Origin of the sequence: Micromonospora sp. 067-2 (genome assembly GCF_046549295.1) — a bacterium.
In the GTDB taxonomy this organism is placed as follows: domain Bacteria; phylum Actinomycetota; class Actinomycetes; order Mycobacteriales; family Micromonosporaceae; genus Micromonospora.
Window position 1 is genome coordinate 48,671 of record NZ_JAJPWB010000012.1, and the last position, 26,550, is coordinate 75,220.

The 26,550-nt window shown below is 72.5% G+C and carries 20 protein-coding genes; 8 read left to right on the forward strand and 12 right to left on the reverse strand.

Going from position 1 to position 26,550, the window contains the following annotated elements; translation table 11 throughout:
• Nucleotides 1-1,627 precede the first annotated feature (1,627 nt).
• Together ACLJN9_RS26730 and ACLJN9_RS26735 are read left to right on the forward strand one after the other, a co-directional pair.
• The gene (locus ACLJN9_RS26730) at nucleotides 1,628-2,266 is read left to right on the forward strand and encodes a TetR/AcrR family transcriptional regulator (RefSeq protein ID WP_410814379.1); all 639 of its coding nucleotides are present in this window, start codon (nucleotides 1,628-1,630) and stop codon (nucleotides 2,264-2,266) included.
• A gap of 62 nt (nucleotides 2,267-2,328) precedes the next feature.
• Nucleotides 2,329-2,556, forward strand: coding sequence for a DUF3107 domain-containing protein (locus ACLJN9_RS26735; RefSeq protein ID WP_410814380.1), 228 nt, complete (start codon nucleotides 2,329-2,331; stop codon nucleotides 2,554-2,556).
• A 75-nt stretch (nucleotides 2,557-2,631) separates the two neighbouring features.
• On the opposite strand, the gene ACLJN9_RS26740 is transcribed toward ACLJN9_RS26735, so the two are convergent.
• Nucleotides 2,632-3,282, reverse strand: a complete 651-nt coding sequence (locus ACLJN9_RS26740) for a ferritin-like fold-containing protein (RefSeq protein ID WP_410814381.1) — start codon at nucleotides 3,280-3,282, stop codon at nucleotides 2,632-2,634.
• 317 nt (nucleotides 3,283-3,599) lie between these two features.
• Here ACLJN9_RS26740 and ACLJN9_RS26745 point away from each other — a divergent pair, with 317 nt between their 5' ends.
• Both ACLJN9_RS26745 and ACLJN9_RS26750 read left to right on the forward strand, forming a co-directional pair.
• A complete protein-coding gene (locus tag ACLJN9_RS26745; RefSeq protein ID WP_410814382.1) occupies nucleotides 3,600-5,312 on the forward strand; it encodes a DEAD/DEAH box helicase in 1,713 nt (570 codons plus the stop codon).
• A gap of 186 nt (nucleotides 5,313-5,498) precedes the next feature.
• Nucleotides 5,499-6,653 carry a class I SAM-dependent methyltransferase gene (locus tag ACLJN9_RS26750; RefSeq protein WP_410814383.1) on the forward strand — a complete coding sequence of 385 codons (1,155 nt, stop codon included), beginning with the start codon at nucleotides 5,499-5,501 and terminating at the stop codon, nucleotides 6,651-6,653.
• Between the two features lie 39 nt (nucleotides 6,654-6,692).
• Here ACLJN9_RS26750 and ACLJN9_RS26755 read toward each other — a convergent pair whose 3' ends face one another.
• Nucleotides 6,693-7,139: a hypothetical protein gene (locus tag ACLJN9_RS26755; protein WP_410814384.1), complete on the reverse strand. Its 447-nt coding sequence runs from the start codon at nucleotides 7,137-7,139 to the stop codon at nucleotides 6,693-6,695.
• Between the two features lie 252 nt (nucleotides 7,140-7,391).
• On the opposite strand from ACLJN9_RS26755, the gene ACLJN9_RS26760 reads away from it, so the two are divergent.
• Nucleotides 7,392-7,808, forward strand: a complete 417-nt coding sequence (locus ACLJN9_RS26760) for a helix-turn-helix domain-containing protein (protein ID WP_410814385.1) — start codon at nucleotides 7,392-7,394, stop codon at nucleotides 7,806-7,808.
• Between the two features lie 31 nt (nucleotides 7,809-7,839).
• On the opposite strand, the gene ACLJN9_RS26765 is transcribed toward ACLJN9_RS26760, so the two are convergent.
• Complete coding sequence (locus tag ACLJN9_RS26765) at nucleotides 7,840-8,766, reverse strand: hypothetical protein (protein ID WP_410814386.1); 927 nt, start codon at nucleotides 8,764-8,766, stop codon at nucleotides 7,840-7,842.
• Nucleotides 8,767-8,972: 206 nt separating this feature from the next.
• On the reverse strand, nucleotides 8,973-11,114 hold the full coding sequence (locus ACLJN9_RS26770) for a DEAD/DEAH box helicase (protein ID WP_410814387.1): 2,142 nt from the start codon (nucleotides 11,112-11,114) through the stop codon (nucleotides 8,973-8,975).
• A gap of 85 nt (nucleotides 11,115-11,199) precedes the next feature.
• On the opposite strand from ACLJN9_RS26770, the gene ACLJN9_RS26775 reads away from it, so the two are divergent.
• Entirely contained in the window at nucleotides 11,200-12,798 is a 1,599-nt protein-coding gene (locus tag ACLJN9_RS26775) for a hypothetical protein (RefSeq protein WP_410814388.1), read from the forward strand.
• A gap of 25 nt (nucleotides 12,799-12,823) precedes the next feature.
• On the opposite strand, the gene ACLJN9_RS26780 is transcribed toward ACLJN9_RS26775, so the two are convergent.
• From ACLJN9_RS26780 to ACLJN9_RS26810, 7 genes are all read right to left on the reverse strand, one after another.
• A complete protein-coding gene (locus ACLJN9_RS26780) occupies nucleotides 12,824-13,924 on the reverse strand; it encodes a branched-chain amino acid ABC transporter permease (protein WP_410814389.1) in 1,101 nt (366 codons plus the stop codon).
• Nucleotides 13,921-14,811, reverse strand: coding sequence for a branched-chain amino acid ABC transporter permease (locus ACLJN9_RS26785; protein ID WP_410814390.1), 891 nt, complete (start codon nucleotides 14,809-14,811; stop codon nucleotides 13,921-13,923). Before ACLJN9_RS26785 ends, ACLJN9_RS26780 begins: the two co-directional genes overlap by 4 nt.
• Nucleotides 14,811-15,590 (reverse strand): ABC transporter ATP-binding protein, encoded by a 780-nt coding sequence (locus ACLJN9_RS26790; RefSeq protein WP_410814391.1) that lies wholly within the window; start codon nucleotides 15,588-15,590, stop codon nucleotides 14,811-14,813. Before ACLJN9_RS26790 ends, ACLJN9_RS26785 begins: the two co-directional genes overlap by 1 nt.
• Entirely contained in the window at nucleotides 15,590-16,333 is a 744-nt protein-coding gene (locus tag ACLJN9_RS26795) for an ABC transporter ATP-binding protein (protein ID WP_410814392.1), read from the reverse strand. The genes ACLJN9_RS26790 and ACLJN9_RS26795 overlap by 1 nt, the downstream gene beginning before the upstream one ends.
• Nucleotides 16,334-16,336: 3 nt before the next feature.
• Entirely contained in the window at nucleotides 16,337-17,536 is a 1,200-nt protein-coding gene (locus tag ACLJN9_RS26800) for a substrate-binding domain-containing protein (protein ID WP_410814393.1), read from the reverse strand.
• Between the two features lie 469 nt (nucleotides 17,537-18,005).
• Entirely contained in the window at nucleotides 18,006-21,290 is a 3,285-nt protein-coding gene (locus ACLJN9_RS26805) for a VWA domain-containing protein (protein WP_410814394.1), read from the reverse strand.
• 189 nt (nucleotides 21,291-21,479) lie between these two features.
• Nucleotides 21,480-22,601 (reverse strand): glycerophosphodiester phosphodiesterase, encoded by a 1,122-nt coding sequence (locus ACLJN9_RS26810; RefSeq protein WP_410814395.1) that lies wholly within the window; start codon nucleotides 22,599-22,601, stop codon nucleotides 21,480-21,482.
• A gap of 141 nt (nucleotides 22,602-22,742) precedes the next feature.
• Between ACLJN9_RS26810 and ACLJN9_RS26815 the strand changes: the two genes are divergently transcribed.
• Both ACLJN9_RS26815 and ACLJN9_RS26820 read left to right on the forward strand, forming a co-directional pair.
• Entirely contained in the window at nucleotides 22,743-24,077 is a 1,335-nt protein-coding gene (locus tag ACLJN9_RS26815; RefSeq protein ID WP_410814396.1) for a TrkH family potassium uptake protein, read from the forward strand.
• A 17-nt stretch (nucleotides 24,078-24,094) separates the two neighbouring features.
• Complete coding sequence (locus ACLJN9_RS26820) at nucleotides 24,095-24,763, forward strand: potassium channel family protein (protein WP_410814397.1); 669 nt, start codon at nucleotides 24,095-24,097, stop codon at nucleotides 24,761-24,763.
• Between the two features lie 47 nt (nucleotides 24,764-24,810).
• Here ACLJN9_RS26820 and ACLJN9_RS26825 read toward each other — a convergent pair whose 3' ends face one another.
• Complete coding sequence (locus ACLJN9_RS26825) at nucleotides 24,811-26,499, reverse strand: serine/threonine-protein kinase (RefSeq protein WP_410814398.1); 1,689 nt, start codon at nucleotides 26,497-26,499, stop codon at nucleotides 24,811-24,813.
• Between the last annotated feature and the right edge of the window lie 51 nt (nucleotides 26,500-26,550).

The following is a 26,550-nucleotide window of genomic DNA, read 5'->3' on the forward strand; positions in this document are numbered from 1 at the left end:
CGGCCGGGCGGCGGACCACTGGTCGGGGCGGGATCAGCCCAGGACGGCGGGGACGGCGGACCGCTGGCAGGCGCCGGATCCGAGCCGCCGGCCCACGACGGCCGATCGGATCGCGGACCACTGGCGGGCGCCGGACCCGAGCCGCCGGCCCACGACGGCCGATCAGCCCGCGGGGCACCGGTGGAGGCGGAGCCGGCCCAGGACGGGCGTTCCGCCGGCGGGGCATTGGTCGGCTCGCCTGCCGGCCCGCCAGCCCAGGAGGGCCGTTCGGCCGCACCGCGCTCCGGCGACGCCTCGGGCTCAGACTCGCCCCGGCCGGGCTCGTGCGGACGGGGCGGTTCGACGCGTACGGGCTCGTACGGACGGGGTGACTCGACGCGTGCCGGCTCGTACGGCCGGTTGGGCTCGGCGACCCATCCCGGCTCGGCCCGGGTCGGGCGGTCGGTCGGCTCGCCATCCTGCCGCGACCAGGGCGGGGCCCAACCGTTGCCCCAGCTCGGGCGGTTCCAGCTCGGCCCGGACCAGTCCGGCTCGATGGCGGCGCTCTCCCCGGCCCGGGGTGGCTCCCCACCGATGGCGCCCCTGGTGGCCCGACCCGGCTCGGAGTCGTCGGCGGGCCCGGCGCGGGCCGGGGATCGCCCCGGCTCGGCCGACGCGTCGGGGGTCAGCGGGGCCCGCCAACTGCGGGACAGGACCGGCGGTTCGTCGGCGGCCGGCCGCTCACCGCTGGGCGCGTGGAAGCCGGGCGGCACCTCGAAGCCTGAGGCGGCGGTGCCGACGGGCGGCACCTGGACGGCCGGGGGCGCCGAGGTCGGCGGGCCGGGGGCGGCCCACCGGGCGCTGTGGCCGTCGGCTGGATCCGTGGTGGAGTGCCGGGAGAAGCCGGCGTCGGGCTCGCCCGTCCCCTGCTCCCGCGTCGGTGCGGGGCGCTGGGCGGGCACCACCAGCCGGTCGCCGACATGGTCGGGCCGGTCGTCGGCGCTCAGCCCGGGCGGCGCGGTCAGCCCGGGCGGCGCGGTCAGCCCGGGCGGCGCGGTCAGCCCGGGCGGCGCAGTCAGCCCGGGCGGCGCGCTCACCGGCGCGGGTCGGACCGGCGGGGGCTCGCCGCCGGGTTGGCGGACGCCGCCGGTCTCGGAGTCGGCGTGGCGGACGCCATTGACGTGATGGCCGTTGACCCCCCGGGCCGGCGGCTCCACGCCATCCGGCAGACCCCCCACGGGGGGCGGCAGGTCACCATGCCGCGAGGACGAGGTGCGCCAGCCGGACGAGGGGTCGGACTGCCACCGCGGTGCCTGCTCCCGGGCGCCCTCGTGCTCGGCGGGGGTGTCGGTCTCCGCCGGGGGCGACGGCGCCCCGCGGGACCACCCGCCCGTCGGAGGCGCCCACCCGCTGACGGGACGACTCGGGTCGTCGTGCTGACCCGTGTCGTCGCCGTGCTCTCCCGGGGTGGGGGCTCCGGGTTGCCCTGTTTCACTCACCGCGCGCTCCTTGGTCGCCCTCGCTGAGGCTACCGTGTGCTGACAGTGGCGATAAGTTACAGCGGCGGGCCATTTCCACGACGGGGGTCACGGGTGTCGCCCGGTCTGGGGGAAAAATGCCGGCTCGTACGGACAACTCGGAGGATCCCATGACCGCTGCGGGCAACGGTGCGCAGACCGCCGGCCGGCCCACCCGCCTGCCTCGTTCCGCACGCCGCAAGCAGCTGCTGGCAGCGGCGCAGGAGGTGTTCGTCGCGCAGGGCTACCACGCCGCGGCGATGGACGACATCGCCGAACGGGCCGGGGTCTCGAAGCCGGTTCTCTATCAGCACTTCCCGGGAAAGATGGACCTCTACCTGGCGCTGCTGGACACGCACTGTGACGCCATCGTCGCCAAGGTGCACGACGCGATGCGCGGCACCAGCGACAACAAGGAGCGGGTCGGCGCGTCCGTGCAGGCGTACTTCGACTTCGTCGACCACGAGAGCGAGGCGTTCCGCCTCGTCTTCGAATCGGACCTCCGCAACGACCCGGCGGTACGGCAACGCGTCGAGCGGGTCGAGCAGGGCTGCATCGCCGCGATCACCGACACCATCATCTCCGACACCGGGGTCAGCCGGGCGCACGCCGAGCTGCTCGCCTCCGGGCTGGTCGGTGCGGCGGAGACGGCGGCACAGTTCTGGCTGGCCGGTGGTCGGCAGGTGCCGAAGGCCGAGGCCGAGGCGTTGGTGGCCGCGTTGTCCTGGCGGGGTATCGCCAGCTTCCCGCTGCAAGGTGAGTCAGCCTGACCGCCGCCCCCGTGATCGGATAGCCTTCGCAGGGCGGTCATCGCCCCAGTTGAGGAGGCACAGTGGAGGTCAAGATCGGCGTGCAGTACGCGCCGCGCGAGCTGGTTCTGGACAGCGCGCAGTCGCCGGCCGAGATCGAGCAGATCGTGACCGACGCCTTCGCCAACAACGGCGGCACGCTCTCCCTGACCGACGAGAAGGGCCGGCGGGTGATCGTGCCGATCGACAAGGTGGCCTACGTCGAGATCGCCGAGGCGTCGCCCCGCTCGGTCGGGTTCACCGTCCGCTGAGCGGTCCGGCCGTCGCGGCAGGTTGGCGCAGACCCACCTGCCGCGGGCCGGCGCCGCACCCGTTGACCCAGGTGCTCAGTTGTTCAGCCCGACGGCGACCATGCGTGCGGTGTGCGCGGCGGTGAGCCGTCGGAACAGGGCCGGAACGTCGACCCTGTCACCCGCCGCGATCAGCGCGGTGAGCGCAGCCCGCTCGGCGGCGACCCGGCCGGCCTGGGACAACGCCTCGCCGACCAGCCGGCGGCCCCACATGGAGAGCCGGTCCGCCACCCGGGAATCGGCCGCGACGGCCACCCGGATCTCCGCGGCGGCGAACTCCGCGTACCGGGAGTCGTGCAGCACGTCCAGCACCAACTGCCGGTCGGGCTCGTCCAGCGCGCCGGTGATCTCGCGGATGAAGTCGTCGGTGATGGCGTCGCCGACGTACGCCTTCGTCACCACCTCGGCCCAGTCCCGCGGCTCGGTCGAGTCGTGGTAGGCCTGCAAGGGCCGCAGGTAGGGCGCCATCGCGTCTTCGGGCGGCACGCCCAGCGAGGTGAGCCGGTCGGCGAGCCGGCGGTAGTTGGCGATCTCGGCCGCCGCCATCTCGCTCAGTGCGGCGCGGCGGCGTAGGTCGGGTGCGAGCCGGGCGTCGCCGGCCATCCGTTCGAAGGCGAGCAACTCACCGGAGGCGACCAGGCCGAGCAGGTCGGCGACGGCGGGACCGGGGGTGGTCGGCGCGGACACGAGCGCAGGTTACCGTGCGCGGTTCGCACGGTGTGACCCGCGTGTGGTACGACGGCGGGTCGATGATTATGTGACGCAGGTCACATCAAAGGCCCCCGGGTGGCGAGTACCGAACGGGGAATCTGAACGGGTGCTGGCCTGTTCAGGTAGCATAGAGCAGTTGCCGTGGGCGCCGATCTGATCGAAGCTCAGCCCGCGGCGCGCGTGCGGCCCGGTCCGGCTCGGCACTCTGCCCCCGACCGTGTGGCCCGCGTCACACCGAACGCGCCCTGAGGACATGATGGGGCGCACCCACGAGAGGGCACCCCCACATCCACATGAGCGAGCTGACTCAAGATCTGATGGACGGCCAGGAACTGGCTCCCACCGCCCCGGTTCGACCGGAGGCTCCCACGTTCGCCGCACTCGGCGCCCGCGAGGAGACCGTCGAGGCGCTGGCCGCGGCCGGCATCACCCGCGCCTTCGCGATCCAGGAGTACGCGATCCCGATCGCGCTCCGCGGCGTCGACCTGATCGGCCAGGCGCCCACCGGCACCGGCAAGACCCTCGGCTTCGGCGTACCGCTGCTGGAGCGGGTCTTCGCGCCGAGCGAGGGCAGTGACGGCGTACCCCAGGCACTGGTCGTCGTCCCCACCCGCGAGCTGGGCATCCAGGTCGCCAAGGACCTGGCCGCCGCTGGTCGGACGCGGGGCGTCCGCGTGCTGCCGATCTACGGCGGCGTGGCGTACGAGCCGCAGGTCGACGCGCTGCGCAAGGGCGTCGAGGTCCTGGTCGGCACCCCCGGCCGGCTGCTCGATCTGGCCAAGCAGAAGCACCTCCGACTGGACCGGGTGCACGCGCTGGTGCTCGACGAGGCCGATCGGATGCTCGACCTGGGCTTCCTCGACGACGTCGAGAAGATCCTGGCGATGCTGCCGGAGGACCGGCAGACCATGCTCTTCTCGGCCACCATGCCGGACCCGATCGTCACCCTGTCCCGGCGCTTCCTGCGCCAGCCGATGACGATCCACGCCGGGCACACCGCCGAGACCGGCCCGTCGCCGCAGACCCAACAGCTGGTCTACCGCACCCACTCGATGAACAAGGTCGAGATCGTGGCCCGCATCCTGCAGGCCGAGGGGCGCGGTCTGACCATGATCTTCACCCGCACCAAGCGGGCCGCCGACCGGGTGGCCGAAGACCTCGACTTCCGCGGGTTCGCGGTGGCCGCGGTGCACGGCGACCTCGGCCAGGGCGCCCGCGAGCGGGCACTACGGGCGTTCCGGGCCGGGAAGATCGACATCCTGGTTGCCACCGACGTGGCGGCCCGCGGACTTGACGTCACCGGCGTCACCCACGTGATCAATTACGACTGCCCGGAAGACCAGGACACCTACACCCACCGCATCGGCCGGACCGGCCGGGCGGGCGCGACAGGTGTCGCGGTCACCTTCGTCGACTGGGACGACATGCCCCGTTGGCGGATCATCGACAAGACCCTCGGTCTGGAGATGCCGGAGCCGCTGGAGACGTACCACACCTCTCCGCACCTCTACACCGACCTGCACATCTCCACGGATGTCGCGGGCACCCTGCCCACCGCGGAGCGGACCCGGGCCGGGCTGTCGGCCGAGATCGAGGAGGACCTGGGCGGGACGCGTTCCCGCCGGGGTGACAGCGGTGGCCGGGGCTCCCGACGCGGTGAGAGCAGGGGTGAGGGCCGGGGCGAGGGTCGGGGCGAGCGCCGCGGTCGGAGCGACGACCGCCGGGACCGCGCCGACGCCGGCACGCCGGCCGCCGAGGCACTTCCGGACGCCGCAGCCACCGACGAGGACGGCACCCGTACCCCGCGTCGTCGGCGTCGCCGCCGGGCCGGCGAGGCGGTCACGGGCGAGCCGACCGCCGTGATCGCCGCCGATGCACCGCCGGCCGAGCAGGCCGAGTCAGCCACGGCCGTCGGCGACGGCGAAACGGTCAAGCCGCGCCGCCGCAGGCGCCGCCGTGGTGGCGGTTCCGGCGCGGGTACGCCGGCTGAGGCCACCGCCGACTGATCTGCGCGACATCCGACGTCCCCGCACCGGTCCACAGGTGCGGGGACGTCGCTGTCGGGGCCGTCGCACCGTCGGGGCCGTCGCACTGTCGGGGCCGTCGCACCGTCGGGGCCGGAACCCACGGCATCGGAGCCGGGGACCACCCTCCCGGAGGGCTGGCCCCACCCCACCGAGAAAGTTGGAGCAATGCCAGAACCGCTGGACGCCGCCCTGGCCGAGGTCAGAACGCTGCTGCTCGACCCCGCGCTGACCCGGGCGGTCGCCGCCGGCCGTCGCCGTGGACACCGTCCCACGGTGGTACGGGCCGAGCTGCGGCCGGTGACACTCAAGGCCGGCCCCCGGCTGCAGATCGCCACCTCCGACGGTGCCCGGCCGTACACGCGCAACGTCGCCCCCGGCCCGGACACGGCCGCCGCGGTCGACGAGTTGCTGGCCGAGCCGTTCGGCAACTGGCACGTGGAGACGGCGGACGCCACGCTCCAACTGCGGGTGACCAAGTCCGGCGATGCGCAGGTGCACCGGGCGGCGACGGCGCGACCGACCGCCACGCCGGCCGGACATGACCGGGCAAAGGAGTACCTGCTGGATCCGGGCGATGAGATCTTCACCGAGATCGGCGGCTCGGCGGCCAAGCGCCGCCAGGTGGACGCCTTCCTGCGGGCCCTGGCCGCGACACTGCCCGACGACCTCACGGGCGCACTGCGGGTCGTCGATCTGGGCTGCGGCAACGCCTACCTGACCTTCGCCGCGTACCGCTACCTGGCGGGTCGAGGGCTCGATGTCGAGCTGGTCGGCGTGGACGTCCGGGAGGACCAGCGACGGCGCAACACCGAGCTGGCACAGCGACTCGGCTGGGCCGACAAGGTCAGCTTCGTGGCCGGCACGATCGCCGACGCCGTCGTCGACCCCGCACCGGACCTGGTCCTGGCGCTGCACGCCTGCGACACCGCCACGGACGAGGCGCTGGCCCGCGCGGTGCGCTGGGAGGCCCGCTGGGTGCTCGCCGCGCCGTGCTGCCACCACGACCTGGCCAAGCAGTTGCGCGCCAACCCCGCGCCGCCCCCGTACGAGCTGCTGACCCGGCAGGGCATCCTGCGGGAGCGTTTCGCCGACGTCCTCACCGACGCGCTGCGGGCCGGGCTGCTGCGGGTGCACGGTTACCGGGCCGAGGTGGTGGAGTTCGTCGACTCGCAGCACACCCCGCGCAACCTGTTGATCCGGGCACGCAGGACCGGCACCGCGGCGACCGACCCGCAGCACACGGAGTACCGCGAGCTGGTCGACCAGTGGCAGGTCACGCCCCGACTGCAGACGCTGCTGGCGGTGCCCCTGGTCGGCTAGCAGGGGCGGTCGCCGTTGCTGCCGCAGTCCCCTGGTCGGTCAGCGGCGGCGGTCGCCGTTGCTGCTACGGTCCCGGGTGCCGGCGCCGCGGTCGAGGGCCGACACGCGCTCGCCGCCGGCCCGCTGGGCGGCCCAGTCGCCGTCGCCCGACCCCGTCGGGAACGGCACCACCTGACCGCCGCTCTCGGCGTTGCCGGCAGCGGCGAACGCGTTCCAGGAGATGTCGACCAGCAGCTTCTTCATCTCGGCGTGGCGGACGGCGGCGTTGCGCTGCAACGCCACGCGGGCCCCCAGCACGACCGTCACCAGCGTGGTGGTGATCGCGCCGGTGGCGGCCAGGAGATGGGCACCGGTCGCCGCCTCGGTGCGGAGCACCAGAACCAGCAGCCAGATCCAGAACGCGGTGGCGAAGACGCCAGCCTTGGCAACGAAGAAGAGGCTCACCGCACCGGGCTGGTACGGCTGCGGACGGCTCGATTCGGCCATGGTGCTCCTCGGCGGTGTCCGGTCGGGCGTGGCAGGCGCACGGGCGCCATACCGGGACGGGCACCGAGCTTAGTGGAACAACGACGATGATCGCTCGGTACGGATTGTCGGTCGGCTTCCAGACTGCCCGGGAAAAAGTCCCGTCCACGGGACAGTTTGTGCGCTCAGTCAATTGTTTGGGGCCTCAGGCGTACTACCCTCGGAAGGCGCACCGCCCCCAGTGCTCCGGCCGGGAGAGGAAGACCCGCAAGGATGGGCTCCCCAGAGGTTTCGCCGCAGATGGCCTTCGCCCGCTTCGTCCGGCGCGCCATCGACGACGCCCGCGACGAACGCGGGTGGACCGTGACCGATCTCGCGGCACACACGGGCGTGGGCCGCTCGACCGTGTTCCGTTGGCTGGCCGGTGACTGGCAGGACTACCCCGAACTGGCCAAGGTACGTGGCTTCTGCTCCGCACTGGACCTGCCGGTCGCGGCGGCGTTCCGGGCGCTCGGGCTGCCCGACGCCGGCCCGGCGCCCCGCCGACGCACAGATGACGGCCCGGTCGAGGCGGACGTCCGGGCGATCCTGGACCGGCTTGCCGACCCCGCCGTCCCCGCCGAGGAGAAGCACCACATCCGCGACCTGCTCCGCTACCTGGCCCGCCGCACCGTCCGCCGCGCCGGCTGATCCCCGGCTCCGGCTCTGCGGGCCTGCCGGCTCACGGGATCGTGACGGTGAACTCGGCCGTGTGCACCGAAGCGGCCACCTGGAAGTCGAGGTAGAGGCGGTAGCGGCCGGGGCCGGGAGCGGTCAGCCAGAACCTCACCTGGCCGTCCACCAACTCCGGCTCCGGGTGCACGTGCAGGTAACCCAGGTCGCCCTCGCGCAACGCCACCAGGTGCCCGTACGCCCCGAGGTAGCGCTCCAGCGGCGCCGAGCCGTCGGCGGCGTCGATCCGGAAGGTCAGCGGCACCGTCGCCCCGGCCTGCGGGCTGCCCTGGTAGCCGACTCTGAATCCGTCCACCGTCGTCGAGGTCGCCACCGCCGGCAGCGCGCTGGGTTCGTAGTCGCCGGGTGCGACCAGGTCGGCGCCGAGGGTCACGGCGGTCTGGGAGCCGTCGTCGGCGACCACGGTGAAGTCGGCGTACGCCCGCCACACACCGGGCTGCCCGAGGGTCAGCGGCACGGACCAGGTGCCGTCCGCAGCCATCGTCGGGTGCAGGTGCTGGTAGCCGGTCAGGTCCCGGCGGACCACGATGAGGTGCAGCGGCTTGTCGTGCACGACGGCGAAGCGGGTGACCGACCGGCGCTGCGCGTCCCGCACCTGGAACTGGAGCTGACCTGGGCGACCCACCGGGAACTCGGTGGCGAGCGGGGCCAGGGAGTACCCGGCCGAGCTGATCGACAGCCCGCCGGGCTCGGTGCCCACGCCCTGGTCGGTGCCGGTGGTGGAGCCGTGGTCGTGCGGCTGGGTGCCCGGCGGGTGGGTGTGGTCGGCGGCCCGTGTGGGGCTACCGGCGGTGGTGCCTCCGGCGTTCAGCCGGCCGAGGCCGAAGCCGAGCAGCACCGCGAGCACCAGCCCGCCGACCAGCAGCGCCAGCCGCAGGGTGCTCCGGTCCGGCGCGGCGGAGGTCTCGTCAGACACCGCCGACGTCCAACGCCTGGCCGGCCGCCCGTCCGCACCGCGCGGACCTCGTCCCGGCGACGGCGTGTGCGCGGGTGACGGGCTGATCGGTCATGTCGCCCACGGTACCGCCGCGGTGGGTGCGGCCCGGCCGACGCCGGCACGGCGTGGCGACGGTCGCAATCCGGCTCGCCCGGGAACTTTTCCGCCGAGGGCGCGCAACGGGATCAGCCGGCCACGGCCAGGGCCAGCGGGAGTACGTCCGGCGCGCCGGCCCTGCGCAGGGCGCGGGTCACCATCGTCATCGTCCAGCCCGAGTCGACCAGGTCGTCGACGAGCAGCACCGGGCCGGCCAGGTCGGCGAGCGCCTCAGCCAGTCCGGCCGGCACGGCGAAGGTGTCGTGCAGCGCGCGTACCCGTTGGGCGCTGTTGCCGCGCGGCCCGCCCGCGCCGGTGGAGGTGACCTCGCCGAGCAGCGGCAGTCGGCCCACGGCGGCGATCCGTTCGGCCAGCGAGCCGACCAGCCGGGGCCGCCGACGGGAACCGACCGCCACCACCGCGACCGGACGGCGGGGCCACGGATCGTTCCCGTGCGCCCACGCCTTGAGCACCTCCACCACGGCGTCGACCACGTCGTCGGGCACCGGCGCGTCCGGCGCGTCCGGCCCCGCCAGGTCGCGCAGCCGCCCACCCCAGCCCAGGTCGGAGAGGCGTCCGACGGCCCGGCCCGGCAGCGCCTGCTCCGCCGGGGAGATCCGGCCCTTCAGGGGTACGCCCACGGCGTCCAGCCCGGTCGGCCAGAGCTTCTTCGGGGCGATCTGGACGCCGGGTCGGCCCAGGAACGTCTGCGCGGGGGCCAGCGCGGCCGTCGACACGTCCGAGGTGAACAGCGGGTCCGCGCACCGGTCGCACCGCCCGCAGTCGGCCGCCCCGGTGTCGTCCAGGCACTCCCGCAGATACCGCATCCGGCAGCCGGGCGTGGTCGCGTACTCCCGCATGGCCTGTTGCTCGACGGTGCGCGCCTCGGCGACGCGGCGCAACCGGGCCTCGTCGTAGACCCAGGTCTCGCCGGTGGCGAGCCAGCCACCGCGCACCCGGCGGACCGCGCCGTCCACGTCGAGCACCTTGAGCATCAGCTCCAGCCGGGTCCGACGAAGGTCGACCAGCGGTTCCAGGGCCTGGGTGGAGAGCGGCCGGTCGGTGTGCAGGGCGGCCAGCACGGCGCGGACCTGGTGCTCCGGCGGGAATGCCAGCGAGGCGAAGTAGCGCCAGATGGCGATGTCCTCGGCGCCGGGCAGGAGCAGCACCTCGGCGTGCTCGACGGCCCGGCCGGCGCGGCCGACCTGCTGGTAGTAGGCGATAGGCGAGGGCGGGGCACCGAGGTGGACCACGAAACCCAGGTCGGGCTTGTCGAAGCCCATGCCGAGCGCACTCGTCGCGACCAGCGCCTTGATCTTGTTGTCCAGCAGGTCCTGCTCGGCGGCGCGACGGTCGGCGTCGTCGGACTGGCCGGTGTACGAGGCCACCGGGTAGCCGCGGGAGGCGAGGAACTCGGCCGCCTCGCCGGCCGCCGCGACGGTCAGCGTGTAGATGATGCCGGAGCCGGGCAGGTGGTCCAGGTGGTCGGCGAGCCAGGCCAGCCGGTGCGCCGGGCTGGGCAGATCGAGCACGCCGAGGCGCAGCGACTCGCGGTCCAGGGTGCCGCGCAGGACGAGCGCGTCCCCCAGTTGCTCCGCCACGTCCTCGGTCACCCGGGCGTTGGCGGTGGCGGTGGTGGCCAGCACCGGGGTGCGTTCCGGCAGCTCGGCGAGGAAGGTACGCAGCCGGCGGTAGTCGGGCCGGAAGTCGTGCCCCCAGTCGGAGACGCAGTGCGCCTCGTCGACCACCAGCAGCCCGGTGGTCGCGGCGAGCTTGGGCAGCACCCCGTCGCGGAAGTCCGGGTTGTTGAGCCGCTCGGGGCTGATCAGCAGCACGTCCACCGTGCCGGCCTGGATCTCTGCCGTGATCTCGTCCCACTCGTCCAGGTTCGCCGAGTTGATCGTGCGGGCCCGGATGCCGGCCCGGGCAGCCGCCTCGACCTGGTTGCGCATCAGTGCCAGCAGCGGCGACACGATGACGGTCGGGCCGGCGGGCTCGCCGACCCCGTTGGTGCCGGCGGCGTCGGTGCGGTCGCGCAGCAGAGCGGTGGCCACGAAGTAGACCGCCGACTTGCCCCAGCCGGTGCGCTGCACGCAGAGCACCCGCCGCCGGTCCACGACCAGCGCCTCGATGGCCCGCCACTGGTCCTCGCGCAGCCGGGCGTGGTCACCGGCCAGCCGGCGCAGCACCGCCTCGGCCCGCTCCCGTACCGCAACCCGATCCTGGCTCATCCGGCATTTCTACCACCACCACGTGCCGATCCCGGCTGCCGCGAGGCGGTGGCCCCCCGGGGACCGCGATCTATAGGATCCCCGCGTGCAGCAGACCGTCGACACGCAGCTGAGCCCGACCCGGGACGAACAACCGCCGCGCCAACGGTGGCTCGGGCGGGTCGACCCGTACCTGGTGCTGGCGGCGGGCCTGGTCGTCTGGTCGGTCGCGGTGGCCGTCCAGCACACCTGGACCACCGACTTCCTGCTGCACGTCGGGACGGTTCGGGCCCTGTCCCGGGACCTGCTCACCCCACCCGACCCGATGACCGGCGCAGGGTCTTCGAGCCCCTACTACTCACCGCTGATCTGGCTGCTGGCAGCGACCGTACGCGGCACCGGAGCGGCACCGACCGCGGTGTTCGGCGTGCTCGCGGTGCTCAACACCGTTCTGCTGGTCTGGTCGTTCCGCCGGTTCTGCCGCTGGTTCGTCACCTCGGCCGGCGGTGCGGCGGTGGCCCTGCTCGCCACCCTGTTCCTCTGGGGCATCCGGCCGCCGGTGTGGAGCGGCTTCCTGTCGCTGCGTTCGCTCGCCGAGGTGGTGGCGTACCCGAGCACGACCGCGTTCGGGCTGATGCTGCTCGCCCTGGACCGGCTGCTGCATCACCGCCGGCATCGGGACCTCACCTCACTGGTCACCTTCGGTCTGCTCGGCGCCACGATCACACTGATCCACTCGTTCACGGCGGTGAACACGGCCGTCGGCGCGCTGGCGGTACTGCTCTGCGCCGGCCCACGGTGGCGGGCCGCCGACCTGCTCCGCGTCGCCCTCGTCGCGGCGGGTGCGTTCCTGCTGGTGGCCGCGTGGCCGTTCACGACGGTCGGTGAACTGTTGACCGGGGCCCCCGAGTTCGTGGAGATCCACCGACAGCTCCGCGACGGCATGCTCGATCCGATCCAGCTCTCCTGCGCGTACGGGCTGCTCGGGCTCGTGCCGCTGGCTCTACGCCTGCGGGACCAGCGTCGCGACCCGCTGGTGCTGATCTTCGCGGTGGCCGTCGTGGCGCTCGCGGTCGGCTTCGCCGGGCAGTACCACCTGCTGCGGGTGATGCCGCTGGCGATGCTGTCCCTGCACGTCGCGTTCGGAGCCTTCGTCGCCGGTGCGGTGGGTCGCTTCGGCGACGAGCAGAGCGTGCCCGTGATCCGGCCGGCCGCCCGCCGGGCCCTGGCCGCGCTGGCCGCCGTGGTCTTTCTGGCCGGGCTGGCGGTGGACGTCACACCGCTGAACGGGTTCCTCGGGGCGGTGCCGGTCCGGGCCCTGCCACCAGCGGCCCAGGCGCAGGCGAGCACGCCCAGTCTGAGTGGCCCCAGCCACCGCTACGACCAGATCAGCCGGTACGTGCCCGAGGGCGCGACGATCCTCACCGACCAGAGGACCAGCGACCGGCACCTCAACTGGCTGGGCTACTTCACGGTCAACCCGGGCTGGCCAGATCCGTGGATCGGCGACGAGAAGGCCCGCGCGGCCGACCGTCGGCGGCTGCGGACGGCGACGGCCACGCCGGCCGAGCGAGGCGCGGTGGCAGCAAGATGGGACGCGGACTGCGTCCTGATCACCGCGACGAAGGCGGTCACCGGGCCCGATGCGGTCGCCGGTTACCGGCAGGTGCGCGCCGACAGGTCGATGACGCTCTACTGCCGCTGACGCGGGGCGGGCCGGTGACCCGAGGTCAGCGGCGGCGGGCGGCCGCCAGGAGGGGATGTAGGCGGGAGGTGAGGCTTGCCAGGCCGCCGGGGAAGAAGTAGACGGCGAGGATGAAGACCGCGCCCAGAACGAACAGGGGTTGACTCAGGGGGTGGCCGAGGACGGCCGGCAGATCGTCGACCGCGTCACTCGTGCCGAGGGCGGTGAGGCGGTGGTCCAGGTACATGTAGAGGACACCACCGAGCACCGGCCCCCACCGGGTGCCCGGCCCGCCGAGCACCACCATGACCAGCAGCGACAGGGTCAGCTCCGACGAGGTGACGTGCGGCGACGCGCCGCCGACGATCAGGACGTAGACCACCCCGCCCGCCGACGCCAACCCGCCGGCCAGGGTGAAGGCCACCAACCTGTAGCGGTACGGGTCGAGCCCGAGCACGCCGATCCGCCGCTCGTCGTCGCGCAGCCCGGCGAGCACCCGACCGGTCGGCGAACCGCTCACCCGGTGCACCACGAAGACCACCACGGTCAGGTATGCGAGCGCCAGCCAGTACAGGTTGACCGTGTTCGTCACCCCCACCAGCCCGGCGGGCAGCCCGGAGACGTCCAGTGGCAGGCCCTCCTCGCCGCCGGTGAGCCCGCCGAAGTCCCGCGCGACCAGGATCGCCCCGACCTGGGCGAAGGCCAGCGTGACCATGGCGAAGGCGATGCCCACGGTCCGCAGTGCCACCGCGCCGAGCAGCGCGGCGAGGATCGTGCCGCCGGTGACGGTCAGCAGCGCCGCCTGCCACAGCGGCAGGCCGGCCCGGGTGACCAGGATGTCGGTGCCGTACACGCCGGCGGCGAAGTAGAGCGCGTGCCCGAAGGAGAGCATCCCGGTGCGGCCGAACAGCAGGTCGTACCCGGCCGCCAGGCCCCCGAAGATCAGGCAGATGGCGAGCAGTTGCAGGGTGCCGGGCGAGTTGACCGGCCCCTCGAAGATCCCCGGCAGGGAGATCGTCGAGTACGGCAGGATCGCGAGGACGGCCAGCGCGACGAGCGGCAGGAACGGGCGGGCCCGGTGCCACCGCCCCCGTTGCGGGTTCAGCTCGGCGGGCACCTGCGCGGGAGGCGCGTCGATCACTGTCATGCTGTTGCCACCTTTCCGGCGATGCCCTGCGGGCGCAGCAGCAGCACCACGGCCAGCAGCCCGACCACGCAGATGTCGCCCAGCCCGGACGTGCCGTAGTAGTTGACGAACTGTTGGACCAGCCCGACCACGACCGCCGCGTACGCGGAGCCGACCACCGAACCCATGCCGCCGATCACCACCACGATGAACGCGAAGATCAGCAGCGATCCGCCCTGCCCGGGTGAGACGGTGCCGAAGTAGACCCCGCCGAGCGCACCGGCGAGCGCGGCAGCCGCGCCGCCGATCGCGAAGACCAGGGTGAACGCCTTGCGCACGTCGATGCCGAGCGCGGTCACCATCTCCCGGTTCTCCACCCCGGCCCGGATCACCAGGCCGTACCGCGTCCAGCGCAGGAAGGCCAGCAGCGCACCCAGCACCAGGACCGCCGCGATGATCAGCAGCAGACCACCGTTGGGCACCTGCGCGCCGAGGATCCCGGTCACCTGGCGGGTCCAGTCCGGCCGGGGGAACGGCCGGGCGTCGGCACCCCAGGTGGCCTGCAGCAACGCCACGCCAGCCAGGGACAGACCGACGGTGACCAGCACCTGTTCGATGGTCCGGGAGTAGAGCGGGCGGATCAGCACCAGCTCGACCAGGATCGCCACCAGCGTGCCGGCGGCCACCCCGAACGCGACCGCGAACACGAAGCCGAGCCCGTCGGAGCCGGCGCCCGGCAGGTTGCCCGCCGCCCACCAGGTCCCGTACGCGCCGACGCCGAGGAACAGACCGTGCGCGAAGTTGAGGACGTCGGCCAGGCCGAAGACCAGGGACAGCCCGGAGGCGACCAGGAAGTAGAGCGCCGCCAGGCCCAGCCCGGTCAACGTCAGCAGGATGATCGTGCCCATCAGAGCCGGTCCTTCCTCGTGACCGCGGGGCTCGCCAGCTCACTCCTCGCGCTCGGCGCGCTCACCTCCGCCGAGCCGACGCCGAGCAGCGACCTGGTCAGGGCGGTCTCCAGCAACAAGTCCCTGGCCTCGCCGGTCCAGGCGACCTTGCCGGCGGCCAGCACCACCGCGTCGCGGGCCAGCCGGCGTACCACCGCCAGGTTCTGCTCGACGAGCAGCACCGGCACCGACTCCGCGACCCGCTCCAGCACCTCGGCCACCTCGGTCACCACCTTCGGCGCCAACCCCTTGGTCGGCTCGTCGACCAGCAGCAGCCGGTTGTCGTTGAGCAGCACCCGGCCGATGGCGAGCATCTGCTGCTGCCCTCCGGAGAGCGAACCGGCCCGTTGCCGTCCGCGCCGGTCCAGCTCCGGGAAGAGCGCAAAGACCTTGTCGTACGCCGGATCGGTGCCCCGCCGCTCGGCGAGCCGCAGGTTCTCGGCGACGGTGAGGCCGGCGAACACGCACCTGTCCTCGGGCACGTAGCCGAGCCCACCGCGGACCAACCGGTGGGTGGGCCGGGCCAGCAGGCTCTGTGCGCCCATCCGGATGGTGCCGCGCACCTCGCCGGCGGGCGGGGTGAGGCCGACGATGGCGCGCAGCGTGGTGGTCTTGCCGACGCCGTTGCGCCCGAGCAGGACGGTCACGCCGGTCGGGGCGACCGCGAAGGACACCCCCTGGAGGATGTGCAGCCCGGAGATCCGGACCGACAGGTCCTCCACCGTGAGAACCGGTTCCATCAGAGCGCCTCCCCCAGGTAGGCCTCTTGCACCGTGGGGTTGGCCATCACCGTCTCCGGGGTGTCGCAGGCCAGCAGCGCGCCGTGGTGCATGACGGCGATCCGGTCGGCCAGCTCCAGGATCACGTCCATGTGGTGCTCGACCATCAGCACCGCCCGGTCGGCGTCCAGGGTCAACGACTTGATCACCGAGACCAGCTCGGGCACGTCCTCGGCGCTGACCCCGGCCATCGGTTCGTCCAGCAACATCACCCGCGGTTCGCCGGCCAGCAGCAGGGCGATCTCCAACTTGCGCTTCTCGCCGTGCGCGAGGGTGCCGGCCAGCGCCGTACCCCGGTGGGCGAGCCCGACCCGGTCGAGCGCCTCGTCGGCGGCGGCGGCCACCTCCCGGTCGGCCGCCGCCCGCCGCCACATCTTCATCGAGCCCCCGCGGTGCGCCTGCACGGCGAGCCGGACGTTCTCCTGCACGCTCAGCGAGCCGAAGACCGAGGACGCCTGGAACGTCCGGCCCAGCCCGAGGCGGGCCCGCCGATGCGGCGCGAGCGCCCCGATGTCCTGCCCGTCCAGGGTGATCCGGCCCTCCGTGGCCTGGCGCAGGCCGGTGATCAGGTTGAACAGTGAGGTCTTGCCGGCACCGTTCGGCCCGATGACGCCCAGGAACTCCCCGGGCGCCAGGTCGAGGTAGACGCTGTCGACGATGGCGACCTCACCGATCCGCCAGGTCAGACCGCGGGTGGCGAGCATGTGTCAGCCCTTCATGGCCACGGCCGGCGGCGCGGTCTCGTCGCCGGTGAGGCTCTTCTGCGCGGTCGCCGTGAAGGCGGTGCCGCTGCCGGTCAGCTTGGCCTGGAACATCGGCTGCAGCAGCGCGTGGTCGGCGGCCCGGATGGTCATCTTGCCCTTGACCCCGTCGAAGCTCCAGCCCTCGAGGGCGGTCACCATCTTGTCGACGTCGTCGCCGCCCTCCTGCACGGCCCGGACCACCATCTGGGCGGCGGCGAAGCCGTCCGGGTGGAACAGGTCGATGGTGGAGACCTTGGCCTTCAGTGCCTTGCTGGCCTCGGTGTCACTGGCACCGTCGAAGTAGTGCGACAGGAAGGAGATCTTCGCGCCGGCAGCGCCGAACGTCGGCCAGGAGGAGCGGATGTCCAGACCGGTGACGACCGTGGTGGACGAGAGCACGCCCTGCTGGTCGAGGCTCTGCCACATGGCCGGTGCGGTGGTGCCGGCCCAGGCGACGAAGAGCAGGTCCGGCTTGGCCGACTTGATCTGGCTGGCGAACGGGGTGAACTCGGTGGCGCTGGCCGGTGCCCGGACGCTGCTCACGGTGGCGCCCGCGCCACCGATGACCTTCTTCACGGCCGCCTCGTTGGCGTCGCCGAAAGCGCCGTCCTGGGCGAAGACCACGACCTTCTTGCCGGACGGATCTCCGATGAACGACTTGGCGGTCACCACGTCCTGGTAGGACTGCCGGCCGGAGCGGAAGGTGTACTTGTTGGCGCCGGTCACCGCGTCTGTGGCTGCCGGCCCGGAGAGAAACAGGACCTTGTTCTGCGCCGCGATCGGCGCGACCTGCAGCGCCACACCGGAGGCGGTGGAACCAGCAATGATCTTCGTGCCCTTGCCGATCAGGTCCTTCGCGGCGGAGACCGCCTTGGCCGGGTCGCCCGCGTCGTCGACCTCGGTCAGCTCGATCTTCCGGTCGCCCACCTTGCCGGTGCCCTTCGTGGCGAAGTCGAGCCCCGCCTTGAAACCCTCGACGTACTGCTTGCCGTAACTGGCCAGGGCTCCCGACTGGGAGTACACCAGGCCGACCTTGACCGGCGCGGCGCTGTCGCCGCCGCCGGTGGCGGTGTCCTGCGGGCTGCCACAGGCCGTGGCGGCCAACGCCGCGGCCATCATCGTGGCGGCGGAGAGGAACACCCGCCGCGTCGTCCGGACCGTCATTGCGACTCCACATGAGGACTCGGAGGGGAAGGAACTTCTTCGTGTCGGCTCACGCTAGAAGTGACGTCACCCACGAGCTATGTGGCAGAAACACACAAGTAACAGGAATCAGGTGGCCCGGGGTTACAACCAGAGTCGTGCCCCGACCACGGCCCACCCCACGATGGCCACCGCCCCCATCGCGAACACCAGCGAGGTGTCGCAACACCCCAGGCGCCCACCACCGCCCACGCTGACTGCTCGACGAGTGGAACCCCAGGGATGTCACCGCGGTCGTTTGACAGCCCTGGTGTTCCGCTGCTGGCAGGTTCAGCGCCGGGGTTGGCGGTGCGTCGTCGTCGGCCGGCCGCGAGAAGCGCCCACCCCTGTCCGGGCAGCCTGTCGTTGCTGGGACCGGCCGCGCGGAGGCCCGGCGGGTGGAACCCGCCGGGCCTCCGTGGTCAGCCGAGGCTCGGCCGACCGTGCTTCGTCAGGCGACGCGTCGGCGACGCCAGGTCAGCAGCAGCAGCGCCGCACCACCCAGCACCGCCAGCAGGCCGCCAGCGATGAACCCGGTCAGCTTCATACCGGTGATCGGCAGGTGCCTCTTGGGGCGGTTGTGGAAGGTGCAGGTGATGTCCTGACCCGTCTCGGGCGTGACCACCCGATCCGCGGTCGGCACCCGGGTGTCCGTGCCGGTCAACACGCACTCCGGCGGGTTCGCCTCCTCGTAGCCCTTCGGCCCACCGGATTCGCTGAGCGCGTAGCCCACCCCGACCTGCACCCGGACGTCGGTCACCGCCGGGCTGCCCGAGGACGCGCTGATCGGGGTCGCACCGTTGCGCGGGGCGGCGGTCAGCGTCCAGTCTCTGGGGTCGGCCTTGCCGTGCCACACCTTCTTGACCAGCGTCAGGTGGGCGCCTCCCGGGTCCAGCTGGCCGTTGCGCCACGTGCAGGTGTAGCTCGCGCCCTCGTCGGGAGTGAGCACACCGTCCGGCGTGGCCACCGGCGTGTCGGTGCCGGTCAACACGCAGGAGACGGGGCCGAGCTGCTCGTACCCGTCCGGCCCGTCGGTCTCGGCGAGCGTGTAGCCGACCCCCGGCGTGGCCTCGACGTCGGTGACGGAGCCGTCGCCGCTACGGCCGCTGATCGTCGTCGCACCGGAAACCGGTGACGGCGTGGCGTTCAGCAGCCAGTCCTGCGGCGTCGCGGTGCCGCCGAACTGGTTGTCCACCTGCTTGCGCAGGGTGAGCCGGGCCTCGGCGGGCGGCGGCGGGAGTTGCCGGTTGGCGAACGTGCAGGTGACATCCTGCCCGAAGGTCGGAGTCAGCAGGTCGTTCGGTGTCGGCACGACCGTCTCGGTTCCGCTGATGACACACGCCACGTCACCGATCTGCTCGTAACCCTCGGGCCCGTCGGTCTCGCTGAGCGCGTAGGGCACGTTCGGGTAGACCAGCGCGTTCGTCACCGCCGGCTCGCCGCTGCGTCCGGTGACCGGCGGCGGCGGGGGCAGGTCGTTGCGGGTCGGCGGGAGCGCCCGCAGCAGCCAGTCCTGCGGTGTGGCGGCGCCGCCGTACGGGTTGTCGACCTGCTTGCGCAGGGTCAGCCGGCCCGGCTGGGCCGCGTTGACCGCGGTGCAGACGGCCGTCTGACCGATCTGCACGGCCACCTGGCCGTCACTGCCGTCGTAGCCCGGCCCGCGGGGGTCGCCGTCAGGCAGGAGGACGTTGCAGTCCCAGCTGCCGGTGGCCGGTGGCGTGATGACCGCGCCGACGTTGACGGTCTGCGTCCAGCCGGGCACGTTGCTCTCACCCAACGAGTAGACGGCGTCAGGCGTCACAGTCCCGGTCACCCCGGTCGTGCCGGTGATGACCGGGTCGGTCGAGCCGGGCGGGAACGCGTTCAGCGTCCACGCGGTGAGCGGCGGCTCCGGCGCTCCGTACGGGTTGTCCAGCGCCTTGACCAGCCGCAACTGCGTGACGCAGGTGACGGTGTTGGTGATGGTGAAGGTGTTCAGCCCGGCGGTCAGGGTCTGCGCGCCGAGGTCTCCGCTGGCCTGCACGGGTGAGCAGCCGGGCGGCAGGAGGTCGGTGTTCACCTGTTCGCCGACCGTTACCGACTGGCCCGCCTGGAAGCCGCCGTACTCGGTGCCGAAAGCGGGATCATCCTCGGCGGTGAGTTGCAGGGCCGCCTCGAACTGCGGGTCCTGGGTGGGGTCGGGGAAGCTCCGCCCGTTGACCACCCAGGTCTTGTCGACCCGGACCGACGCGATCGGGGTCGGTGCCTGGTTGAGGATGACGCAGCTGACGATCGAGTTGGTTGCCGCGTTCACGGTGAAGCCGGCGGCTCCGCTGTTCGTGGTCGTGGTGGCCGCGCCGTTGGCCGTGCAGGTCGCGTTGGAGTCGCCCTGTTGCACGAGCGTGTAGCCGGCCTGCACCGTCTCGCTGAACGTCACCGGCCGGGGCCCGCCCGACAGGTCCACCTGGAAGCTGACCGCGCCGGTCGCGTCGTCGGTAACCCCGCTCGACGGGGTGACCCCGCTGTCGGCGGTGGAGACGGTCCACCCGCCGGTGGGTTGCGCGTCGGCAGGCGTACCACCGGGCGGGATGACCTTCTTGACCACGCTGACCGTGCCCGCGCACGCCTCCAGCGCCAGCTGGCGGAACAGCTCGGCGAGCGCCTCGTAGTCGGTCTGGTAGTAGTCGGAGCCGGCGACCGGGCCCGAGATCGCCGCCAGGTTGTCGGCCGAGCCGGTGACCCCCGCCCCGACGCCTACCGCCACGATCCGGGTGCCCTGCGCCTTGACCGCGTTCGCCGAGAAGACGCCGTTCTCCACCTCGACGAAGCGGGTGAAGTTGCCCGGACCCTGCACGGGCGGTGGGCCGTACACCGTGGGGTTGCCGTCGGTCAGCATGATGACCGCGTCGTAGTCGGCCGCGTCGGCGGCGATCTCCCACAGACCGGCGTCCCAGTTGGTGGTGCCGCCTGCGGTGAGGCCGTTGATCGCGGTCTTGACCGTGTTCGCTCCGCTGACGTCGGATACCGGCGTCGGATTGAGCACGGTGGCCGCGAGGTTGTTGAACTTGTAGAGGGCGATCTGGGACGGCGTGCCGGTCAGCGCGTCGACGAAGCCGTTGGCCGCGCCCTTGACGTCATTGAGGGACGGCGCGATCGAACCGGAGACGTCGATCAGGAGGGCGATCTTCAGCCCGCAGTTGGGCGGCAGCGGCGGATTGTCCCGGGCATCGGCCCAGTAGGGGCCGCGTGCGGTCCGGTTGGTGTTCCCGGTCGTGACGACCGGGAAGGTGTACGACCGGTTGTCGGCCACCGCACCGGTGAAGACCCCGTTGTACGTGGTCGGCGTGGTGGCGCTGTTGACCGACCCGGTGTCCAGGGTCTGGATGAGCTGCCAGCCGGCCGGCGCACTCCGCTCGATGATCCAGTAGCCCTGGTTGGTGCCGGTGCGCCCTGGCACGTCGACGCTGCACGCCCCGGTCGCGTCCGTGGTGCAGGAGGCGGTCGGGCTGTCCCCCGGACCGGGGCGGGTGCCGGAGACGCCGGCGTAGAAGTCGAAGGTCGCACCGGGCATCGGTGCCACGACCTGCTCACCGGTACGATCGCCGCCCTTGTTCACGGTGAGCGTGGTGGTGGTCGGGCTGGCCGCCCGCGCGGGCGCGGCCGACGGCCCCACCAGCGGCAGCAGACCGCCGACCAACGCCACCGCGGTGGCGGCGCTCCAGCGCCGGCGCAGCCGTTCGGTATTGAGAATGGACATGCACTACCCCCGTACGCCGTCCGAGCCGGCGCCACCCGTTGACCTGCATCCGAACGCAGATCATGCGGTGCAAGTATCGGGGGGTTTGTCCGTTTCAGTGGTTGATTCCGGTTAGCGAGGATCTTTCGGTGGATCGATACGCTGACCCGCCCCGCGCAGGTCCAACGCGGGGCGGGAGCTACCGGCGTGTCAGCTCCGGGCGAGGCCGGCGCGGGCGGCGACGGCGGTGTCCGGCTGGTCGGTGAAGACGCCGTCCAGGCCCAGGCCGAGGAAGAGCTCGTACTCGGCGGTGATGTCGCCACGCCCGTTCGGGTCGGTACCGATCCGGAAGTCGACGGGCAGGAACTGGTTCTCCGCGCGGAACGTCCAGGAGTGCACCAGCAGGCGCTCGCGGTGCGCGTCCCGGACCACGCTTGTCGGGGCCAGCAGCTTGCCGGTGGTGTCCCGGGGCACGATCAGGTTCTTGTTCACCCCGATGCCGTCGGCGTACTCGGCGATCCCCTTCAACCCGGCCGGTCGAGCCAGGTCCGCATAGGTGCGGGTGTCACCGGCGACGGTGAAGTCGTACGGGCGGCCGGTCGCGTCGAGCAGTTGGACCAGCTTCACGTCGGTCAGCCGACTCAACCGACGCAGGTTGGCCGTCTCGAACGACTGGATGAAGACCGGTGAGTTCCTCCGGTCCAGTTTGTTCTGCCGCAGCACGCGCAGCAGGGGCTCCTCCAGCGGCAGCCCGATGGACGCGAAGTAGCTCGGGTGCTTGGTCTCCGGGTAGATGCCGATGGTGCGGCCCCGCGCCCGCCCCTCGACCCGGGCGAGGTCGATGACCTCCTGGAGGGTGGGCACCTCGAAACGACCGTCGAAGGCGGTGTTTCCCACCCGGACCTGCGGCAGCCGCTCCTTGGCCCGCAGCGTCTTCAGCTCGGTCAGGGTGAAGTCCTCGGTGAACCAGCCGGTGACCGGCACGCCGTCGATGGCCTTCGTCGCCTTACGGGCGGCGAACTCCGGGTGCACCGACACGTCGGTGGTACCGGAGATCTCGTTCTCGTGCCGGGCGACGAGGACGCCGTCGGAGGTGGAGACCAGGTCCGGCTCGATGTAGTCGGCGCCCATCCGGATCGCCAGCCGGTAGGCCTCCAGCGTGTGCTCGGGCCGGTAACCGCTCGCGCCGCGGTGACCGATCACGATCGGCCGGTCGGACGCCCGGGAGCGGTCCGCCTCGGCCGCCGGGTCGGCGGCGGCAATGGTCGGTACGGCCACGGCGGCGGCGAGCAACGTGCCGGCCACGCCGAGGGTCGAGAGGGTACGTCGCAACGCCGTCTCCTGTCGTCGGGGGGAACCGCTCCAGCAGACCCCCTCCGATTGACCGGAAGTTGGTCGATGCCTGGCCGGCAGATGAATCTCCGGAATGGGCGTTCCCGCTCACGACCGCGTACGGAAAAGGAAGATTGTTGGGTGCGCCGGTTCTTCCGCAATCCCGTGCGGCTGGTGCCGTTCGGCTTCCTGGTGCCGATCCTGCTCGGCACCGGCCTGCTGATGGCGCGTTGGGCGACCGTCGACCACCAGCGCCCACCCCTGGTCACCGCCCTCTTCACCGCGACCTCGGCGGTGTCGGTCACCGGCATGGCGGTCACCGACACCCCCAACTACTGGTCCGGCGGGGGACTGTTGGTGATCACCCTGCTCACCCAGCTCGGCGGCCTCGGCATCCTCACCGCGGCGGCCCTGGTGATCCTGGTGGTCTCCCGTCAGCTCGGTCTGCGCAACCGGCTGCTGGTGCAGGCCGAGACGGCGGAGTTCGGCATCGGCGACGTGGGTCGGCTGCTACGCCGGATCGCGGTGACCGTCTTCGTGTGCGAGGCGGTAATGACCGCGCTGGTCGCCGGCCGACTCTGGCTGGCCTACGATTACCCGCCCGGGCGGGCCCTCTGGTCGGGCGTCTTCCACGCCGTCCAGGCTTTCAACAACGGTGGCTTCGCGCTCTACTCCGACGGGCTGCTGGCGTTCGACCGCGACCCGTGGGTGTCGCTGCCGCTGGCCTTCGGTGCGATCGTCGGCGGGCTCGGGTTTCCCGCCCTGTTCGAGGCGGCCCGCGAGTGGCGCAGGCCGGCGGGCTGGGCGGTGGCCACCAAACTGACCATCTGGGGCAGCGCCGCGCTGCTGCTGATCGGCTTCGCCGGTCTGCTCGCCGCCGAGTGGACCAATGACGGCACCATCGGCCCGTACGACGCCCGGGGCAAGGTGCTCGCGTCGTTCACCCAGATCGCGCTGAGCCGGACCGGCGGCTTCAGCGTGTTGGACATCGCCGCCCTGCGGGAGGAGAGCTACCCCCTGCTGATCGTGCTGATGTTCATCGGCGGCGGCAGCGCCAGCACGGCCGGTGGGATCAAGGTGTCCACGTTCTTCCTGCTGGCGTTCACCATCCGGGCGGAGTTGCGCGGCGAGCCCGACGTGACGGTAGGGCACCGCCGGGTGGCCACCGCCAGCCAGCGGCAAGCGATCACCGTGGTCCTGCTCAGCGTCGCGCTGGTGACGGCCGGGACGATCACCGTGCTGCTGCTCACCGAGGGGGTCCGCTTCGTGGCGGCCCTGTTCGAGGTCACCTCCGCCTTCAGCACCACGGGGCTGACCATCGGACTGGCCGGTGCGCTGCCGGCCAGCGGGCAGGTGGCCCTGACCGTGCTGATGTTCATCGGCCGGGTCGGGCCGCTCACCCTCGGGTCGGCGATCGCCCTGAACACCCGACGCCGGCTCTACCGCTATCCCCAGGAACAACCCGTTGTCGGCTAGCAGCGAGGAGGGTCAACGTGTCAGTCAGGCGTACCGACGGCGCCGGCGTCGTGGTGATCGGGCTGGGTCGCTTCGGATGCCACCTGGCAGGGTCGCTGAGCCGGATGGACCGCGAGGTTCTGGCCATCGACCGCAATCCGGAACAGGTGCAGCGCTGGTCGGCCCAGCTCGACCGGGTGGTCCAGGCCGACGCCACCGAGGAGGGGGCGCTGCTTCAGCTCGGCGTTGCCGGCTTCGGGCGGGCCGTGGTGGCCATCGGGGCCTCGGTGGAGGCGAGCGTGCTCACCGTGCTGGCGCTGACCGAGCTGGGCCTGCCGCAGATCTGGGCCCGGGCGACGTCGCAGAAACACGCCAAGATCCTGTCGTCGGTCGGTGCCCACCACGTGGTCTTTCCGGAGGCGGAGACCGGTGACCGGGTGGCACACCTGATCGTCAGCCGGCTGCTCGACTTCATCGAGCTGGACGACAACTTCGCGATCGCCACCGTCCGGGTGCCGGAGTCCCTGGCCGGGCGGACCCTGCTCGACCTGCGCCCGGACGAGCGCTACGGGGTCCGGGTGATCGGCGCCAAGCTGCCGGGCGAGCGTTTCCAGTACGCCTCGGACAGCACGTCGCTCGTTCAGGGCGGGGTGCTGGTCGTGGAGGGCGGGATCGACCAGGTGCAACGGTTCGCGGGGCAGCGCTGAGCGGCCTCACGCCTTCCGGCCGCCGTGGCCCTTCCCCGCACCCCTGGTCACTTCTTCGCTTTTCCCGAACCACCACCCGAACCCTTGTCCTTGCCGGGCTTCTCGTGCTTCTCAGGCTTCTCGGGCTTGCCCTTCGTCGTGCCACCGCCCGACGCGGAGCCACCCGACCCGGAGCCACCCGACGTGGAGCCGCCGCCCGTCGCCGCCTTGACCGGGGCCTTCGCCGGGGCCTTCGGGTGGGTGGTTGTCGCGGCCGGCGGAGCGGTGGGCGGGGCGCTGCCGGCCACCCCCGAGACGTGGACCCCGCAGGTCGACTCGCCGAGCCGGAACTCCACGGGCAGCGGGTTCGCTCCGCGGTAACTCCCGGCCAGGGTGAGCTTCTCGGCCGCGCCGGGAGCCAGGGTGGTGCGGGCGGCCGCCGGCCGGATCAGCACCGTACGCCCCTGCTGGTGCACCGCGGTCGGTTCGGCCTTCGTCACCGTCTGCTGACCGGGGAAGGTGAAGCTCATCGTCCAGTCACGCAGCTCGGTGTCCCCGGTGTTGGTCAGGGTCAGCTCGGCGGCGAAGTCCTTGCCCGAATCCGCGCGCAGGGCGTACGCCACGTCGCACGACGCCGCCTTGGGCAGACCCATCCGCGCCTCGGTCGTCGGCCGGTCCTCGCCGCTGGCCGGGCTACGCGAGGTGAGCCCCCACACGGCCCCGGTGACGGCGAGCAGGCTGGCGGCGGCCACCCCGGCCTCGACCCGTCGGCGTCTGGGCGCCCGCCTGGCCCGATCGCGGGTACGCGGGAGGTGCAGCGCGTCGGTCTCCGCCGACCAGGGCAGGAACGTGGTGCCCGCGTTGGCGAGTGCGGCCGGATCCAGTGGCCCGGCGGCCGGCGGGACCGGCACCGCCGTGAGGATCCCGGCCGCGTCGGCGAGGGTACGGGCCAGCTCACCACTGCCCGGCCGCTCGCCGGGTTGCTTGGCCAGGCAGCGCCGCACCAGGTCGGCCACGCCGTCGGGCAGCCCCGGCACGACCGGCATCGGCTCCGGCTCGGTGTACATGTGCGCGCGCAGCATCTGGGTGGTCGTGCTGGCCTGCCACGGCAGCCGGCCGGTGAGCATCCGGTAGAGCAGCAGGCCCACGGCGTACACGTCGGTGGCCGGGGAGACCTGGCCGTTGTCCAGCCGCTCCGGCGCGAGGTACGCCGGCGTGCCCAGCAGCGCGCCGTCCGGGCCCTTCTCGCTCTCTCCGACGAGCGCGGAGATCCCGAAGTCGACGACCTTGACCCCGGTCGACGTGAGCATCACGTTGCCCGGGGTGACGTCGCGGTGCACGACGCCGCGGGCATGTGCGGTGGCCAGTGCGGAGCTGATCTCCGCGCCGATGGTCACCGCCTCCCGCCAGGGCAGGATCGCCTCGCGGCCCATCCGGCTGGCCAGCGAACCGCCGTCGACCAGCTCCATCACCACGTACGGCACCGTCAGGCCGACCTGTTGGGACTCGCCGTAGTCGTACACGTTGGTGATGTTGGGGTGGCAGAGCCGCGCGGCGGCCTGCGCCTCCATCCGGATCCGGTGCCGGAAGGCCCGGTCGCTGGCCAGCCGGGACGCCAGGACCTTGACCGCGACCTGGCGGCCGAGCACCTCGTCGTAGCCGCGCCACACCACTGACATGCCGCCCGCGCCGAGCTGCTCGACGAGCCGATACCGCTCATCGAGCAGTTGCGCACCGTTCCGGTCCCCACCGCCCATGGTGGCCGTTGTTGCCCAGACCGGCGCCGGCTACACCTGAAGTATCGGAAT